The organism is Acinetobacter sp. P1(2025) (genome assembly GCF_051390655.1).
Classification (GTDB): domain Bacteria; phylum Pseudomonadota; class Gammaproteobacteria; order Pseudomonadales; family Moraxellaceae; genus Acinetobacter; species Acinetobacter junii.
On the sequence record NZ_JBPKBJ010000035.1, the window covers coordinates 1 to 15988 of the forward strand.

Consider the following 15988-nt stretch of genomic DNA (forward strand, 5'->3'; position numbering starts at 1 on the left):
CCAGTGTTGATCTGTCAGCATGGTACGAGGCATAGCGAATAGTAAAATTGGGTTTGGCGATTTGATTTTACTACTTCGCTATTTTTTTAAGCTAAAAGTGTCAACACACCCTAGTTAAATGGTAAAGAATTATTCAAATTCGAAGGTGCATCACATAAATCTTCATGCTACACTACGCTGAATCGGGCATTCACCCGATTTTTTTATGTGGTTGCTTTTTATGTGGATGCCTCCACGTTAAACAGATTTTAGGTTTGGAACATGACCATTTCAGAGACATGGTTGCTCCCTGACGGGGTGGCAGATGTATTACCCGAACAAGCGCAAGTTGTCGAAACATTGCGCCGAGAAGCTCTAGATTTCCTCGCAGTTCGAGGTTATCAATTGGTGTATACGCCATTTATTGAATACATCGAATCGTTGTCTTCACTTTCAGAATCAAATCAAGATTTAGATTTAGTTACTTTCAAAGTTATAGATCAACTTTCTGGTCGCTTGTTGGGTGTTCGTGCCGATATGACACCTCAAGTAGCGCGTATTGATGCACATGTACGACCAATTGAGGGGGTAGCTCGTTATTGCTACGCAGGCACTGTGCTTCATACTAAACCACAGAATTTCAATGCAACGCGTGCGCCTTTACAGTTGGGTGCTGAGCTATATGGTCATGATAGCATCGAAGCTGATGTTGAAATGATTGATGTGATGTTAGGTCTAATTGAACAAGCGCATACTTTAGAAGGCGCTCATTTAGACTTAGGTCATGTAGGTTTATTCCGTAGCTTAGTTAAGCGTGCTGGTTTAAATAAAAATACAGAGAATCAACTTTCTGATCTTTATCAGCGTAAAGCTTTACCAGAATTAGCTGAGTTTACCCAAGACTTATCAATGGGCTCTGATTTTTATGCATTAGGTCGTTACGCAAGTGATTTGGGTGCATTAAAAGCGAATCTTAGCCAAGATATTTTAAATGATGCTGACTTCAAAGCTGCATTTGAGGCTTTAGAAAGCACATTTACACAAATTCAGTCTAAATGGTCGAATTTAAACATCGGTATTGATGTGATTGAGCTTCGTAGTTATCACTATCACACTGGTTTAATGTATGCCATTTACGCGCCAAATCGCGCAGCACCACTAGCTCAAGGTGGTCGTTATGATGGAATTGGTGAACACTTTGGTCGTTCACGTCCTGCGACTGGTTTTAGCTGTGATTTATATGCATTAGGGTCTACTCAGTTTACTAAAATTGAAACGATAGTAGCTCCTCGTGGAAATGATCAAAATTTATTGAAAGCAATTGCAGATGCACGTCATCAAGGTATGCGTGTAGTGCAACTGTTAGGTAAAGATGATTTAAACTCTGTTCCTTATGCGACGCATCAAATGGTGTCACAGAATGGGCAATGGGTAATTGAAAAAATTTAATTGCTAAGTTTTGACTTAGTTTCCAATTTTAACAGCATGATGTAATGAGGCTATTATGGGCAAAAATGTTGTGGTACTTGGTACCCAATGGGGCGACGAAGGTAAAGGTAAAATCGTCGACCTGCTCACAGACCAAGCGGCTGCAGTAGTTCGCTATCAAGGTGGACATAACGCGGGTCATACTCTGGTGGTCGGTGGTAAAAAGACTGTATTACACCTCATTCCATCTGGTATTTTACGTGAAAACGTATTGTGCTTAATTGGTAATGGTGTTGTGCTTTCACCTGAAGCATTAATCAAAGAAATGGCGATTTTGGAAGCTGAAGGCGTACCTGTTAAAGAGCGTCTTCGTATTTCTCCAAACTGCCCATTGATTTTGCCAAATCATATTGCACTTGACCAAGCACGTGAGAAAAAGCGTGGCAATGCTAAGATTGGTACGACTGGTCGTGGTATTGGTCCTGCTTATGAAGATAAAGTTGCTCGTCGTGCTGTACGCGTAGCTGATCTTGTTCGTGGTGGTGCAGTACTTGAAGAAAAACTCAAAGAAATGCTTGAGCTTCACAACTTCCAACTTTCCCAATTCTATGGCGTTGAAGAAGTTAAGTTTGAAGATGTGATTGCACTTTGCAATGAATGGCGTGAGGTTCTTGCACCATTAGTGATCGATGTAACTAAGGTGTTGCATGATTATCGTAAAGAAGGCAAAGCAATCATGTTCGAAGGTGCACAAGGTTCATTACTTGATATCGATCATGGTACTTATCCTTATGTAACTAGTTCGAACACAACTGCTGGTGGTGTGAGTTCTGGTTCGGGTATGGGCCCATTACATTTAGATTATGTACTTGGGATCACTAAAGCATACACAACACGTGTAGGTGCAGGTCCATTCCCTACAGAGTTGCACTATGATGCAGCAACAGATACAGGTGATGCAATTGGTCGTCATTTAGGTACAGTGGGGCATGAGTTTGGTGCTTCTACTGGACGTCAACGTCGTTGTGGTTGGTTTGATGCCGAAATTCTTCGCCGTTCTGTTGAAGTGAACTCTTTATCTGGTATTTGCTTAACTAAGTTAGATGTACTTGATGGTTTAGAAGAAATAAAAATCTGTGTAGGCTATGAAGATGTTGATTCAGGCTGTGCAGGTTCTTCTGACGCGATTTCATTTGAAAGCTTGAAGCCTATCTATGAAACTATGCCAGGTTGGAGCGAATCTACAGTAGGTTTAACTCAGGTTGATCAACTTCCTGCAAACGCTTTGGCATATGTTAAACGCCTTGAGCAGTTGATCGAATGTCCAATTGATATTATTTCAACTGGTCCTGATCGTGCGGAAACAATTATTTTACGTCATCCATTTTCAGCTTAAGCTGAGTGAATAATTAAAAGCTCCCTTATAGGGAGCTTTTTTATTTTAAAAGCTTTATATATTTAAAATCCCTAGCAGATAATTAGATTTTCATTGCGATCTTTCTTATTTCACAGCTTGAGAAATCTTGATTATATTGATTGTACGTTCAAACAAAGAGGGCTTTAACTATGACGAAAAAGACGATTCGCTATAATGGATATGAACTTGCATGCCGATGTTAATTCATTATCAGCTTTTCATCGTTGGAGGGACTTATTTTGATCTGGCGGGCGAAAAAATAAGTCCTATACAATATGTATAAAAATAAAAACCTTATCTTTAAATATAAAAAATTTAATAAGTCTAAGAGAACCAAATGGTTCTCTTTTTTATTCATTATTTTCAATCTCTCTCACTGCATTATAAACAGCCGCAGGTTCGATATTGAGTAATTTTTTACCAAAACTTCTCAGCCACCAAACGAGTTGTGATGTAAATGGAACTGTTGCCACAACTTCTACAATATTTTCTTCTAGAGATGTAATCGTTTGATCTTTGCTAAGTTGGCTTTCATAAAAGCTTTGAGCAGTGCTTTCGCTCATTGTGAGCTTGAGCTGAATTTGTTCGGTTGGTTTGCTGTAGTCCACTCTAAAACCAAGAGCACCCGAATCAATGTAGTGATCAATATCAAAGTTAACGGGATGTAGAGCACGACTTTCAAGAACAGTCGCTGCTTTAAAACGGTGCAAGGCAAATGTTTGAACTTCTGTTTTATCATTACGTGTACAAATAAGATAAATCACAGCACCTTTTTGAACCAATGCTAGGGGATTTAAGATATAGGTTTTATCTTCGCCTTGATTAATTCTGGCACGATAAACACATTCGATTTGTTTATCTTGCAATAAGCCTTCATAAATGGCTTGTTGTGCATTTTTATCGACCATTGGCGGTATTAAAGGTTGGTTCGCTGGCACGATACGAACTCGATTAATCCATTGGCGCACGTTATTTTGTGTTGAAAGACTACGTTTCGCTAAATCAAACCAAGGCGTCATCTCTTCGAGTAGACTCGGCGGTAGTAAATGGCGTAGGTGTTCTTCTACCATCATAAAAGTTACTGCTTGGGAACTAGTCATATGCGGTAAGCTTTGGATCGGTGCATCTGAACGCCAGCGCCAACCTTGTGGTACGGTTTTGTTGCTTTCAATCGGGAAGCGTTGTGCAATTTGATTTAGATCTCTTTGAATGGTGCGCAAACTTATATCAATGCCTTCACGTTCCAATATTTCTTGTAGTTCACGTGTACCCATCCATTTACCAGTAGATAGGCGAGACAATATTTGCCATTGGCGATAAAGGCTATTTGAAGTTTCTTTTTCTTGTATGGATGACATAAGTTCTGAATTTAACTCAATGCTCTAAAGTGTACACAATAAAAAAACTCACTTGATTTAGCAAGTTCATAACACAGAGATTACGCATTTACGACTGAAACATGGCTAAGTTTAATAGAGCATATAAATCTTGGTTAAAAAATATACATATATTATAAGTGGCATTGAAATTGCTTATTAGAGATATAAATTAATGATGAGACGAGGTTTCTATGTCAGAACAAGAACACGATCTATTTATCACGACTGATTACTATGCGACGGAGCAAACAACAGCAGTAAATTTACAATCGTCTACATTTATTTCACAGCTCAAAGTTAATACAAATTTGTTTGAGCAGCTTAAATCAAAATTCTTTAATGAGATGCTGGATGATAAAAGTTTTAACGGTGAAGCTTCTAAGAAGATCGAGGAATGGTTAAGTCAGCGAAGTCTTGATGAATTAAAAAATCTAGGTGCAGCCGCTAAACAGCATTTTCTATATGAAGGGATTACGTTTAATGTTTATGGAGATCAAGAGGGTACTGAACGTACCATTCCTTTTGATTTGATTCCACGTGTTATTGAAAAAAAACAATGGGAAAAAATTTCTTCAGGCTGTGAGCAGCGTGTTAAAGCTTTGAATTACTTCTTGGATGATATTTATCACGGTCAAAATATCCTAAAAGAAGGCATTATTCCTGCGCAACAAATTATGACTCATGAAGCTTTTCAGCCTCATATGCTGAAGCACCACCTCAAAGGAAAGATATATTCACAAATTAGTGGTATCGATATTATCAGAGATGATCAGGGTGATTTTTTTGTACTAGAGGATAATTTGAGAACACCTTCAGGTGTGTCATATATGCTTGAGAGTAGAAAAATTAGCCAAAAATTGATGCCTGATTTATGTGTGAGTAATAATTTACAAGGTATCGAACACTATCCGACTCTGTTGAAGCAAGTGCTGACGGAGAATGCTTATGTGGATCAACCTTTAATCGTGGTGTTAACACCAGGGCGTTTTAATAGTGCTTATTATGAACATGCATTTTTGGCACGGGAAATGGATGTACCCTTGGTTACGAGTCGAGACCTATTTGTTGAGAATGATAAAGTATTTGTAAAAACAATTCGTGGACGTCAACAAGTGGATGTAATTTATCGTCGTGTTGATGATGATTTCTTAGATCCTTTAGTCTTTAGACCAGATAGTACATTGGGCGTTGCAGGATTAATGTCGGCATATTTACAACATAATGTTGTGATTGCAAATGCACCAGGTACAGGTGTTGCTGATGATAAATCTGTTTATCCTTATGTTGGTCAAATGATTGAATATTATCTGGGTGAAAAACCAATTCTAAATAACGTACCAACATATCAATGTCGCGAAGATGATCAATTAGATTATGTATTAAATCATTTAGAAAAATTAGTGGTAAAAGAGGCCCAAGGCTCTGGTGGATATGGAATGCTGATCGGACCACAAGCAGATCAGGCACAGATAGAAGCATTTAAATTAAAGATTATGGCGACGCCACATTTATATATTGCTCAGCCTACTTTAGCGTTGTCTGTGGCGCCAACACTAACTGTCGATGGGCTAGCTGAACGACATATTGATTTACGACCATTTGTATTAAGTTCTCCTTATCGTACTGAAATAGTACCGGGAGGATTAACGCGAGTTGCGATGCAAGCAGGTTCGCTTGTTGTAAATTCCTCACAGGGTGGGGGTATTAAAGATACTTGGGTGGTAGAAACGTTACGTTCCTAATTTTCCTTCTCATTGTTCAATCGACTCACTCATTTAATTGACTTGGATGGGTGATTTGGAAATTTTAAAAATAAAGGAGGATATCTATGACGTTACTCATTTCAAGTGCTCAACATGTATATTGGTTAGGTCGTTATTTATTTAGAATCGGTTACGTTGCGGAGCAACTCCCTTTTGTGGATGATCAAAAAGCAGAAGTGTTTGCTCAAGGTTTATGTTTGCATATTGAAGATGCAGAAAATTTGAATCAATTTATGCTAGATGAGAAACAACCTTACTCATTAATTAATCAACTCGAAATTGCTCGTAATAATATCCAAGAACTTAGAGCTTTGTTTTCAGCAACTGCATATGCTGAATTAAACACGTTGATAAAAAATGCGACCAATACACCTGACATGATTTTAGAGCTAGTTCAAGATTGTCGAGAGATTTTAAAAAATGAGAAAGAGGAGGTTTTTCTATTTTTTCATCTAGGTCAGTCTGTTGAACAAATCGACACACATTTTAGATTCCATAAAAATATACATTCTGTTCTTGATTCAATTGATCCGATGATAGTTCAGCTTTCTAATTTGGGTTGGAGTGATCTTCAACACAGCTGGAATGGATTGAAAGATCAACCATATCTGAATCAGTTTTATGAATTTACTTATAAATTGGAAAATCAATTTGAGGTGTATGCATGAAACTTATGGTAAATCATCAAACACACTATCGATATACACAAAATGCACGTAATAGCGTGCAGTCAATTAAGATGATGCCGCAAAGTTCTAAGCATCAGATTATTGAGAATTGGCATATCAGTGTACCAGGCGAATATCGTTGCCAACGCGATGCCTTTAATAATCTCTGGTTAACTGCAACACAGCGTCATGATTACCGATATTTGACGATCATGGCTCAAGGAATTGTAGATCTATTTGAAACTGAAATCGGGCATTTCGAAAATGAAATTTCGCCTTATATTTTTCTGCAAAGAACCAGTCTGACTCATTGTGATCAGGAGATGTTGTATTTCGCACAAAATATTGTTCGTGCCAAAGATCGACAGCATTTAATTCTTTTATCTGAGAAGATATTAGAAAAAATGCCATACCAACCTGAGAGCACATCTGTCACAACATTGGCTACAGATGCATTTTATGCTGCTAAAGGTGTTTGCCAAGACCATGCACATGTCATGATTGCAATGTGTAAAGCATTACATTTACCTGCACGTTATGTTTCTGGTTATTTGTATGATCAGAATCAACCGCACCTTGCCAGTCATGCATGGGCAGAAGTATTTGTTGACAATCAATGGTATTGTTTCGATGTTAGTAACCAGATATTTAGCCCTCAAAATCACATCTATGTTGCAGTTGGTCGAGATTATCTTGATGTTGCTCCTATTCGTGGGGTTCGTGAACAGGGTGGTGTGGAGAGTATGATGTCGGTTGTTCAGGTTTTAGCGTGTTGAAGAAAAGAGAGCAAGATGACCTATTGTTGTGCATTAAGATTGGAGCAAGGTTTAGTACTCATCAGTGATACTAGAACAAATGCAGGGGTCGATCATATTTCAGTATTTCGTAAATTACATACTTTTGGTATCAAGGGTGAGCGTTTCATCGCACTTCAGACCGCTGGTAATTTAGCGACAACACAAGCGGTTTTAGGACATCTACAAAATTCTTTAACATTGCATCAAGAGCCAAATCTATACACTGTAAATACAATGTTTGAGGTAGCTGAACTTGTTGGTAAAACTTTGCGCAGAGTTTTAGAAGACATCACAAGTAATACGCAAGAACAGATGAATTATTCATGTAGTATCTTGGTGGGTGGACAGATTAAAGGTGAGGAAATGCAGCTCTATAATGTTTACCCTCAAGGAAACTTTATTTGCGCAACTACGGATACACCTTATTTTCAGATTGGTGAAAGCAAGTACGGTAAACCTATACTAGATCGAGCTTTGCACTATACGATGCCACTTGATGATGCTTTGCGCTGTTCTTTGATTTCATTTGATTCAACGCTACGCTCAAATGTATCTGTAGGTTTACCTTTGGACGCTTTGGTATATCACAAAGATAGTTACGTTATTCCTGAAGGCAAACGAATTAGTGAGGAAGATCCATATTTTACTCAAATTAGTAAACAGTGGTCAGAGACGCTACGTCGAGGTTTACAAGAGTTGCCAAAACCTACAGCGGATTACGGCTTATAAGAAAAAATCCAAGCTTTTGCTTGGATTTTTATTTATTAGATACGTTGTCTTTGTGGTCTATTACTTAGTCGGCATAGAAGTTCATAACCGATCGTACCATTTGCATTTGCGACATCATCAACCAATCGTGTTTTACCCCAAAGTTCAACTTTGGTGCCGACTTTAACTTGAAGATTAGTTGTGTCGATCGCAATCATGTCCATACTTACTCGACCAATAACAGGAGTTAGTTGCTTATCAATCGCTACGTAATTAGGTTTTACATATGCACGTGGATAGCCATCACCATAGCCAATAGAAACAATTGCAATTTGCATACTATTCGTTGCTGTAAAAGTAGAACCATAACCAACGCTTTCGCCTGCTTGTATTTGATTTAGTGCAATAATTTCTGCTTCAAAACTCATTACAGGTTTCAAATCAAGTTCATTAACATCTTTATCTGCAAAAGGTGTTGCACCATAAAGCATAATCCCGGGACGTACATAATCAAAATGTAAGTTTGGATATTTATAGATAGCAGCAGAATTACAACAAGAGGCTAATATTGGTTCACATGCATTTTTTACGTCTAAAAATTGTTGAATCTGTTGCTCATTTAACGGGTGATCTACATCCGCATTTGCAAAATGCATAGTGAGTACACAGTTAAAATTCAATGATTTTAGTTGATGAATAACGGCTATAATTTCATTACTCTTAAAACCTAAGCGATTCATCCCGCTATTTAGTTTTACCCAAACCTTAAGTCCTAAGGCATTATAGGCTTCTTTATTTTGGATTAACCATTCTACTTGCTCATGTCGATGTACAACGCATTCAAGTTTCTGTTGAATAACATCTTCCATCTCATCTTCAGTAAATACACCTTCAATTAAGGTGATCGGTTGCGTATACCCTAGTCGCCTAATATCTAAAGCTTCTTCCAAACAAGCTACACCAAAAGCATCCGTTGCATTTAAGGCGGCTAAACAATCCTGTACTCCATGCCCATATGCATTGGCTTTCACCATACTTACAATTTGGGAATGTGGTGCAAGTTGTTTAACACGGTTTAAATTATATTGTAGTGCTTCACTATCAATATAAATTGTTGCTTGGCGCACCCTGAGTACTCCTTTGGGACGGCTAGAAAATAAGTCAGATTACAAAATATTATGCGTTATTCTTCATCATCAAATTGTGCATAGAATTCAGGTGAAAGATTACTAAAGCGAGTATATTGTCCTTCAAAGGCGAGACGGACAGTACCAATAGGTCCATTACGCTGTTTACCAATGATGATTTCTGCTGTTCCAGCCTCTTTAGATTCTTTGTTATAAACCTCATCACGGTAAATAAACATAATCAAGTCGGCATCTTGCTCGATCGCTCCAGACTCACGCAAGTCAGACATTACTGGCCGTTTATTTGGGCGATTTTCCAGGCTTCGGTTAAGCTGAGATAATGCAATTACAGGGCAGTTCATTTCTTTTGCTAATGCTTTTAAGCTTCGCGAAATTTCAGAAATCTCACCAACACGGTTATCACCCATACCTGGAACTTTCATCAACTGTAAATAGTCGACCATGATGCAACCGATTTTTCCATCATGCATTTTGGCAATACGCCTTGCACGTGCACGAACTTCAGTTGGAGGTAATGCAGATGAATCATCAATATAAAGATGTTTTTCCTGTAATTGTAAAATCGTACCAGTTACTTTTGACCATTCGTCGCCGTCCAATTTACCTGAACGTAGATGCCCTTGATGAACCTTCCCATAAGAGGAAATCAAACGCATTGCGATTGAATCTGCTGGCATTTCCATAGAGTAAACAAGAGCAGGGAGGTTGCAATTAAACAGTACACTCTCGACTAAATTCATGGCAAACGTGGTTTTACCCATCGAAGGACGTGCAGCAACAATAATTAAATCGCCCGCCTGCATACCATAGGTTTTATTGTCTAATTCAAGAAAACCTGTAGAAAGTCCTGTGATGTTGCCATCCATTTTGGAAAGCTCATCTAATTTGCTAATTACATCAGCTGTTACTGAGCTGATCGACTTTGGACCTGAATCTTTTTTATTGTTGTTGTGCTGTTCCGCTAAAGAGAAAATATTAGTTTCAGCTAAGTCTAGAATTTCACTAACAGGGCGACCTTTGGTGTCGTAAGCATTTTGTAAAATATCAGTACTGACTTTGATCATACTGCGTAAGGTTGAAAATTCCTTAATTTTGCTGGCATAGATCTCAAGGTTATAGAAGCTTGATGGTGAATCCGCCATCAATTGCATTAAGTATTCTTCACCGCCAATCGCATCGAGTAGATTCTGCTTAAGTAACCAGTCATTGACTAACACTGCATCATAAGGTGAGTTTTCTTGCGCTAATTTTTCAATAGCTCGATAAATATACTTATGTCGAGTTGCGTAAAAATCATTTTCCTTGAGTAAGTCACCCACTTGTTCAAATGATTCTGCTACCGTCATTAATGCAGCTAAAACAGCTTGCTCAATCGCAAGATTATGAGGAGGCGTTCTAAACTCTTTTAGTTGACTTGAGTTATTCACTTTACTCTCAGCGTTGGGAGTATTTTTTGCAAAATTGGCATTTGCCTGTGACATAACAAGACCTAATAAAAAGTTGAAACCGTGAATGAATGACTATCTTAATCCAAATGGATAGCAACAGGAGAAGTTTATTAAAGAAAATTGTTTAAGTGATGAAAAAGTAGAATCAAAGCTTAAATCTAAATTATGGACATAAAAAAAGAGCATGTAAAAACATGCTCTTTTTTTTGCAGAAATTACTCAGATACGATAGTAACGAGAACTTCAGCAACAACATCATGATGCAATTGGATTGCGATGTTGAATTCACCAGTGTGACGAAGCGCACCGTTTGGTAAACGAACTTCTGCACGATCTACTGCTAGACCAGCGTTCGTTAAAGCGTCAGCGATGTCACGAGTACCGATAGAACCGAAAAGTTTACCTTCATCACCAGCTTTAGCAGTGATAACGATATTTACTTCGTTCAATTGTTCAGCACGTGCGTTCGCAGCAGCTAAAATAGCAGCTTCTTGTTTCTCAAGTTCAGCACGACGAGCTTCAAATGCAGCAGTGTTTGCTTCAGTTGCAGCTACAGCTTTACCTTGAGGGATCAAGAAGTTACGACCGTAACCAGCTTTTACTGATACTTTGTCGCCTAATTTACCAAGGTTCTTAATGCGTTGTAATAAGATAACGTCCACAGCTCACCTCACTTACTTATGGTTGTCAGTGTACGGAATCAAAGACAAATAGCGAGCTTGTTTAATAGCTAACGCTAATTGACGTTGATAACGAGCTTTAGTACCTGTAATACGGCTAGGAACAATCTTGCCGTTTTCAGTGATGTACTGTTTTAAAGTGTCGATATCTTTGTAGTCGATGTACGCAACATTCTCAGCTGTAAAGCGGCAGAACTTGCGACGACGGTAAAAACGTGCCATTGATGTTCTCCTTATTCAGCTTCTTGAATTGCTTGTTGTGCTTCTTCACGTTGAGCTTTACGCGCACGTTTTTCTTCAGCACTCTTAGCAAGTAAAGATTCTTCAGTAATTGCGTGTTCACGACGGATGATGATGTTACGAATGATTGCATCGTTATAACGGAACAATTCTTCTAATTCATCAAGAGTCGTTTGACCACATTCAACATTCATAAGAATGTAGTGTGCTTTGTGAATCTTGTTAATCGGGTAAGCCAATTGGCGGCGGCCCCAATCTTCTAAACGGTGAATTTGACCATCAGCTTCTTTGATCTGAGAGATATAGCGTTCAACCATACCTACAACTTGATCGCTTTGGTCTGGGTGTACCAATAGTACGATTTCGTAGTGACGCATTGTCAGCTCCTTACGGTTTAAGCAGCCCCTAACTTAAAATGAGTCAGAAGCAAGGAGTCATAACTTAAAAAGTTATGTCGCAAATTGCGAAGCTGCGATTTTAGACACCTTTCACCCAAATCGCAAGTAAATTCACGGTTTTTCACGCAGTAAAAAGATCACATAGCCTTTAAAATGCGGATCATGAACTGTCTTTAAGTCACTATATAATTTTCCATATTGCACAAAACCAATTTTATAAGGCAGTTTAAGACTTGCTATACGTTTTAAATATTCAGGGTAATTGGGAATAGAGGTGGTGCCTTGATAGGTTTGGATCACTAGTTCATCAATATTTTGTCTAAGAAGTTTTAGGGTGCCTTGCTCTTTAAAATTTGTCCAATCAAGTAATCCTGTAATACTGAGTTTATATTGAGCGGGAAGTTGACTTCTGAATTGACTTAAAAAATATGCGTATTCATTTAGATTGCGGGTTTTACTGTCAAAATCAATTTGAATTCCTTCAATCTGATTGCCTAGATTTTTCCAATGATTTAAGCGAGTTAAGATGGTTTTGTAATTTTGTGAACTCCAATCTAAGTGGTGGGTTCGAAAAACGAGCCAAATTTTTTGATTGGGTAGTTTTAAAGTACCAATACCTTGCGGTATCAAAATTGAAGTCTGTTTTTGTTTTGAATAACGGATTTCACCTTGCAGAATATAAAGCTCTTTAGCCTTTGAAAGATAGGGGGCAGATTTTATCTCACCCCAAATCCAAAAGGATTGAAATTGATTGGCATCGATAGTTGGAGTTGCTGGTCGACTCGGTTGGTTTAGTCCTAATATCAACAGCAACACACTAAAAAGAATACACCTTAACCACATTAAAGGATAAACCTACCAATAATATTTCAGTGATCTAGCCCATACACTTGTTGGATAATCTCTTTTGATTTGATCGTACCATTGCTTACGTGTGTTTTTAGTCACTTCGGTACCCCCGCAATCATTTATTCCACTCGGCGCATAACATTGAATTGCCCTATAAAGTGCATAAGCATGTAAATCATCTTTTCGAGAGGATTTGATAATATCTTTATAAATTTCACCGCGAGCAAAAATTTTTCCACTTATAGTTGGTTTTTGTTGCTCGTCATAGCTGAGTTGTTGCAGGCTATAACCTTGTTCACTTCGCATAAACTCTCCCAAACAAATGTTAAGGAGGGGATCATTTGGCAATTTACTGAGTTGTTGGGTCAATGTTAAGAGATTATCGCATTTGAGTTGAGCCGTGATGTTTGATCCATTCCAAATAAAATTAGCAAACTCAGGTTTGTTTTTTAAGTGTTCTTTTGCGCTTGAATGTCCTTTGTATTCACTCGCATTTTTAGGCAAATATGAATATTTCTGTTGAAATAAATCGAATCTCTGGTGAACTAAACTTTTGCTTAATAAGGTATGAATAGCAGCTTGTTTTTGATCGACAGTGCTTTGATTAGATTGAATAATCTTGTCTAAACTATCTATATTAGCTTGTTGAGTTATAAATTGTCTTTGTAGATTTGGTTGGCTTATTTTCGCTTGCTTTCCTATAAAAGCTGAATAATCTTGTTTGATATTCAAATGTTTGGATAATGCGGTTTCAAATAAACCTTTCTGATAAAGTGTACGTGCTTGAGCAAGCTGATTAGTCCAGTATTCTTCAGCAGATTGGTTTTGACCGAGTTTTTCCAATATTTGACCTTTTAAAAAAGTTTGGCTCAGTTGTAAATAATTACTATTTTTAGTATTTGACTTTGGTAAATAATTTAAAGCTTCTCGGGGTTTATTCTGGATAAAAAATAAATGAATTGCTCTTAAATAATTAAATAACTCAGGTTGAGTTTTAAAGAAATCTTTTTGTGCATTAAGTTGAGACCACGTAATAGGTTGGTAACCTTCAGTTTTGTAGTAACGCATGTTCATTAAATTATATATCGTCAAGAAAAAAGGGTCCTTGAGATTTTTGAGTTCAAATGAATTGCTACTAAAAATACGTCTATCAATTTCAGCAGGAAGTTGTCCCATATCTAAATTGTAAAATTTAGATTTAGGATTTTGAATTTGCCACACGATCTCATTGACTAAAAGATCTTGGCGTTTAGATAACCAAAAACCACGACGTAAAAATCCACGCGCACTTGCTACATAACGACCATTAGGGTAAGCATTTAGATAGTTCGTGATATGACCTAAGAACTGTTTTAGTAAATTTTGATTAATATTATCAAGGTATACATCACCGTATTGATCAACACCTGTTGCATAAGCTGAATTGAGTGTCGTCCGAATCAACATATATTGAGCTGTTTCTTTCAACCATGCATCTTCAACCGAAGTTAATACCGTAAAAATTTTCGTAGAAGATGAATAGTTAGCATTATAAAACAAAATACTCGCATTTAAATAAGATGCGTATTGACGCGTGGTTGTTGACCAATTTGGATCGATAGAGATCAATGCAATTTTATTGTCACATTGATTCATCTTCTTGCGTTCGTTGATCAGAACAAGCTTTTCATTTGCTGGAATTAGTTTATGGGTTTTAACTTGATTAATAAAAGCATAGTTGCCTGAATTAAAACTATAACAACGTTCATCAAATATGATTTCGTCTTTTACTGTTAATTCATTTCTCTGATTCTGAATTTTATTCTTCGTTGCCAACGATACATTTGCAGCATCAAATGGCACATAACCAAAAGTCGCGTCCCATAAGTTTTGATCTATCGGCATTGGTTCGATTTCAGCTAAACCCAAATCACTTAGTAATAAGGCGGTATTAGTTTGACTATCATTTGAAGGATATAGAACAGGTAAATTACTGCAACCATTTAGATCGCGATCATCTAAGTGTAGATTTGGTTCACAGATATTTTCAGCTCCAGCATAAATACTTTGAGCTTGAATAGAAATTGCTGTGATAAATGTATAAAGAATGGGTTTTAAAATCGATATATTTTGAAGTTTCATTTAGGCAATAAAGTATGAATGTTTTTATTGCACGAAATGATAACAATTGAAGCGGAGAATAAAAAGATAGAGGTTCCTCTATCTTTTTAGAAAATAGGGAAGGTGGGCGCAGGACTATTAAAAGTAAAACTGAAACTTAAACTAATTACAGTAATCAAAATCACTGAAAATAAGAAAAAGCGTTTTGCCCAAAGTTGATCATTTTCAGCTTTAAAACCTAAAATACCAATATAGAACCAGTAAGCACAAAGTAAATTACAGATCACCAAGAATACAATATTGGTATATCCATAGACATATAAAGCATTCATCGCAATAGTAAATAAAATCACATAAATTAAGGATTCTATTTTCGTGCGTAGAATAGAGCGTGCTACAGGTAAAATTGGTACTCCTGCGTTTTTATAATCATCAAAACGATAGATAGCAATCGCCCAAGAATGTGGCATTTGCCATAAAGCATATGCAACAAAAATTAATAGGGCAGCTATATCGAATTGTTGAGTTACAGCCGTATAACCAATAACAGGAGGACTCGCTCCAGAAATACTACCAATTACAGTTTGATGGATTGTAGTACGTTTAGTCCACAAACTATAAAAACCGACATAGACAACAAAACCAATGACAGCAAACAAGAATGCATATGCATTTACAAAGAACCATAAAATGCCAAATCCAATAACTCCTAAGACCAATGCATAGAACATTGCAATTGTTGGAGAGATTGTCTTTTTAACAAGAGCACGATTCATCGTACGTTGCATTTTTTGATCGATATCTTGGTCAATTACATTATTCACGACACAACCAGAAGCAACTACAAAAGTTGTACCCAGTAAGGTCAATAATAATAAGAGGATATCTATAGCGCCTTGGGCGGCTAAAAAGAAGCCGCCCAAGGTGGTAATAAAATTACCGAAGAGAATTCCTGGTTTAGTCAGGAATAAATACTTTTTCCACAT

At 37.3% G+C, this 15988-nt stretch carries 15 protein-coding genes; 6 read left to right on the plus strand and 9 right to left on the minus strand.

Translation table 11 applies throughout. The features are described from left to right. Window positions 1-261 precede the first annotated feature (261 nt). The gene (locus ACSC97_RS10310) at window positions 262-1428 is read left to right on the plus strand and encodes an ATP phosphoribosyltransferase regulatory subunit (protein WP_436660815.1); all 1167 of its coding nucleotides are present in this window, start codon (window positions 262-264) and stop codon (window positions 1426-1428) included. A gap of 55 nt (window positions 1429-1483) precedes the next feature. Next, a complete protein-coding gene (locus ACSC97_RS10315; RefSeq protein WP_004912203.1) occupies window positions 1484-2803 on the plus strand; it encodes an adenylosuccinate synthase in 1320 nt (439 codons plus the stop codon). Window positions 2804-3174: 371 nt separating this feature from the next. On the opposite strand, the gene ACSC97_RS10320 is transcribed toward ACSC97_RS10315, so the two are convergent. Further along, window positions 3175-4182, minus strand: a complete 1008-nt coding sequence (locus ACSC97_RS10320) for a helix-turn-helix transcriptional regulator (RefSeq protein ID WP_004955109.1) — start codon at window positions 4180-4182, stop codon at window positions 3175-3177. A gap of 212 nt (window positions 4183-4394) precedes the next feature. On the opposite strand from ACSC97_RS10320, the gene ACSC97_RS10325 reads away from it, so the two are divergent. The 4 genes from ACSC97_RS10325 (at window position 4395) to ACSC97_RS10340 (ending at window position 8160) form a co-directional block, all read left to right on the plus strand. Beyond that, the gene (locus ACSC97_RS10325) at window positions 4395-5945 is read left to right on the plus strand and encodes a circularly permuted type 2 ATP-grasp protein (RefSeq protein WP_004912199.1); all 1551 of its coding nucleotides are present in this window, start codon (window positions 4395-4397) and stop codon (window positions 5943-5945) included. Between the two features lie 86 nt (window positions 5946-6031). Further along, window positions 6032-6634: an alpha-E domain-containing protein gene (locus ACSC97_RS10330; RefSeq protein WP_005402357.1), complete on the plus strand. Its 603-nt coding sequence runs from the start codon at window positions 6032-6034 to the stop codon at window positions 6632-6634. After that, window positions 6631-7410 (plus strand): transglutaminase family protein, encoded by a 780-nt coding sequence (locus ACSC97_RS10335; RefSeq protein ID WP_436660819.1) that lies wholly within the window; start codon window positions 6631-6633, stop codon window positions 7408-7410. Before ACSC97_RS10330 ends, ACSC97_RS10335 begins: the two co-directional genes overlap by 4 nt. A gap of 15 nt (window positions 7411-7425) precedes the next feature. Next, on the plus strand, window positions 7426-8160 hold the full coding sequence (locus tag ACSC97_RS10340) for a peptidase (RefSeq protein ID WP_419377943.1): 735 nt from the start codon (window positions 7426-7428) through the stop codon (window positions 8158-8160). 35 nt (window positions 8161-8195) lie between these two features. Here ACSC97_RS10340 and alr read toward each other — a convergent pair whose 3' ends face one another. From alr to cyoE, 8 genes are all read right to left on the minus strand, one after another. Further along, window positions 8196-9266 (minus strand): alanine racemase, encoded by a 1071-nt coding sequence (alr, locus tag ACSC97_RS10345; protein ID WP_279679664.1) that lies wholly within the window; start codon window positions 9264-9266, stop codon window positions 8196-8198. Window positions 9267-9322: 56 nt separating this feature from the next. Next, the gene (gene dnaB / locus ACSC97_RS10350) at window positions 9323-10768 is read right to left on the minus strand and encodes a replicative DNA helicase (RefSeq protein WP_436660821.1); all 1446 of its coding nucleotides are present in this window, start codon (window positions 10766-10768) and stop codon (window positions 9323-9325) included. Between the two features lie 182 nt (window positions 10769-10950). Further along, window positions 10951-11397 carry a 50S ribosomal protein L9 gene (gene rplI, locus ACSC97_RS10355; protein WP_004912185.1) on the minus strand — a complete coding sequence of 149 codons (447 nt, stop codon included), beginning with the start codon at window positions 11395-11397 and terminating at the stop codon, window positions 10951-10953. A gap of 12 nt (window positions 11398-11409) precedes the next feature. Beyond that, a complete protein-coding gene (rpsR, locus tag ACSC97_RS10360) occupies window positions 11410-11637 on the minus strand; it encodes a 30S ribosomal protein S18 (protein ID WP_000090661.1) in 228 nt (75 codons plus the stop codon). Window positions 11638-11648: 11 nt separating this feature from the next. Continuing rightward, on the minus strand, window positions 11649-12032 hold the full coding sequence (rpsF, locus tag ACSC97_RS10365) for a 30S ribosomal protein S6 (RefSeq protein ID WP_004912183.1): 384 nt from the start codon (window positions 12030-12032) through the stop codon (window positions 11649-11651). A 132-nt stretch (window positions 12033-12164) separates the two neighbouring features. Then, window positions 12165-12896 carry a DUF3142 domain-containing protein gene (locus tag ACSC97_RS10370; protein ID WP_436660824.1) on the minus strand — a complete coding sequence of 244 codons (732 nt, stop codon included), beginning with the start codon at window positions 12894-12896 and terminating at the stop codon, window positions 12165-12167. A gap of 12 nt (window positions 12897-12908) precedes the next feature. After that, window positions 12909-15023 carry a hypothetical protein gene (locus ACSC97_RS10375; protein ID WP_436660826.1) on the minus strand — a complete coding sequence of 705 codons (2115 nt, stop codon included), beginning with the start codon at window positions 15021-15023 and terminating at the stop codon, window positions 12909-12911. A gap of 86 nt (window positions 15024-15109) precedes the next feature. Next, on the minus strand, window positions 15110-15988 hold the full coding sequence (cyoE, locus tag ACSC97_RS10380) for a heme o synthase (RefSeq protein WP_279679662.1): 879 nt from the start codon (window positions 15986-15988) through the stop codon (window positions 15110-15112).

Bases quoted from the DNA above. Each gene is read 5' to 3' on its own strand.
- ACSC97_RS10310 (WP_436660815.1), top strand. From the start codon at position 262: ATGACCATTTCAGAGACATGGTTGCTCCCTGACGGGGTGGCAGATGTA.
- ACSC97_RS10315 (WP_004912203.1), top strand. From the start codon at position 1,484: ATGGGCAAAAATGTTGTGGTACTTGGTACCCAATGGGGCGACGAAGGT.
- ACSC97_RS10320 (WP_004955109.1), bottom strand. From the start codon at position 4,182: ATGTCATCCATACAAGAAAAAGAAACTTCAAATAGCCTTTATCGCCAA.
- ACSC97_RS10325 (WP_004912199.1), top strand. From the start codon at position 4,395: ATGTCAGAACAAGAACACGATCTATTTATCACGACTGATTACTATGCG.
- ACSC97_RS10330 (WP_005402357.1), top strand. From the start codon at position 6,032: ATGACGTTACTCATTTCAAGTGCTCAACATGTATATTGGTTAGGTCGT.
- ACSC97_RS10335 (WP_436660819.1), top strand. From the start codon at position 6,631: ATGAAACTTATGGTAAATCATCAAACACACTATCGATATACACAAAAT.
- ACSC97_RS10340 (WP_419377943.1), top strand. From the start codon at position 7,426: ATGACCTATTGTTGTGCATTAAGATTGGAGCAAGGTTTAGTACTCATC.
- dnaB (WP_436660821.1), bottom strand. From the start codon at position 10,768: ATGTCACAGGCAAATGCCAATTTTGCAAAAAATACTCCCAACGCTGAG.
- rpsR (WP_000090661.1), bottom strand. From the start codon at position 11,637: ATGGCACGTTTTTACCGTCGTCGCAAGTTCTGCCGCTTTACAGCTGAG.
- rpsF (WP_004912183.1), bottom strand. From the start codon at position 12,032: ATGCGTCACTACGAAATCGTACTATTGGTACACCCAGACCAAAGCGAT.
- ACSC97_RS10370 (WP_436660824.1), bottom strand. From the start codon at position 12,896: ATGTGGTTAAGGTGTATTCTTTTTAGTGTGTTGCTGTTGATATTAGGA.
- ACSC97_RS10375 (WP_436660826.1), bottom strand. From the start codon at position 15,023: ATGAAACTTCAAAATATATCGATTTTAAAACCCATTCTTTATACATTT.
- cyoE (WP_279679662.1), bottom strand. From the start codon at position 15,988: ATGTGGAAAAAGTATTTATTCCTGACTAAACCAGGAATTCTCTTCGGT.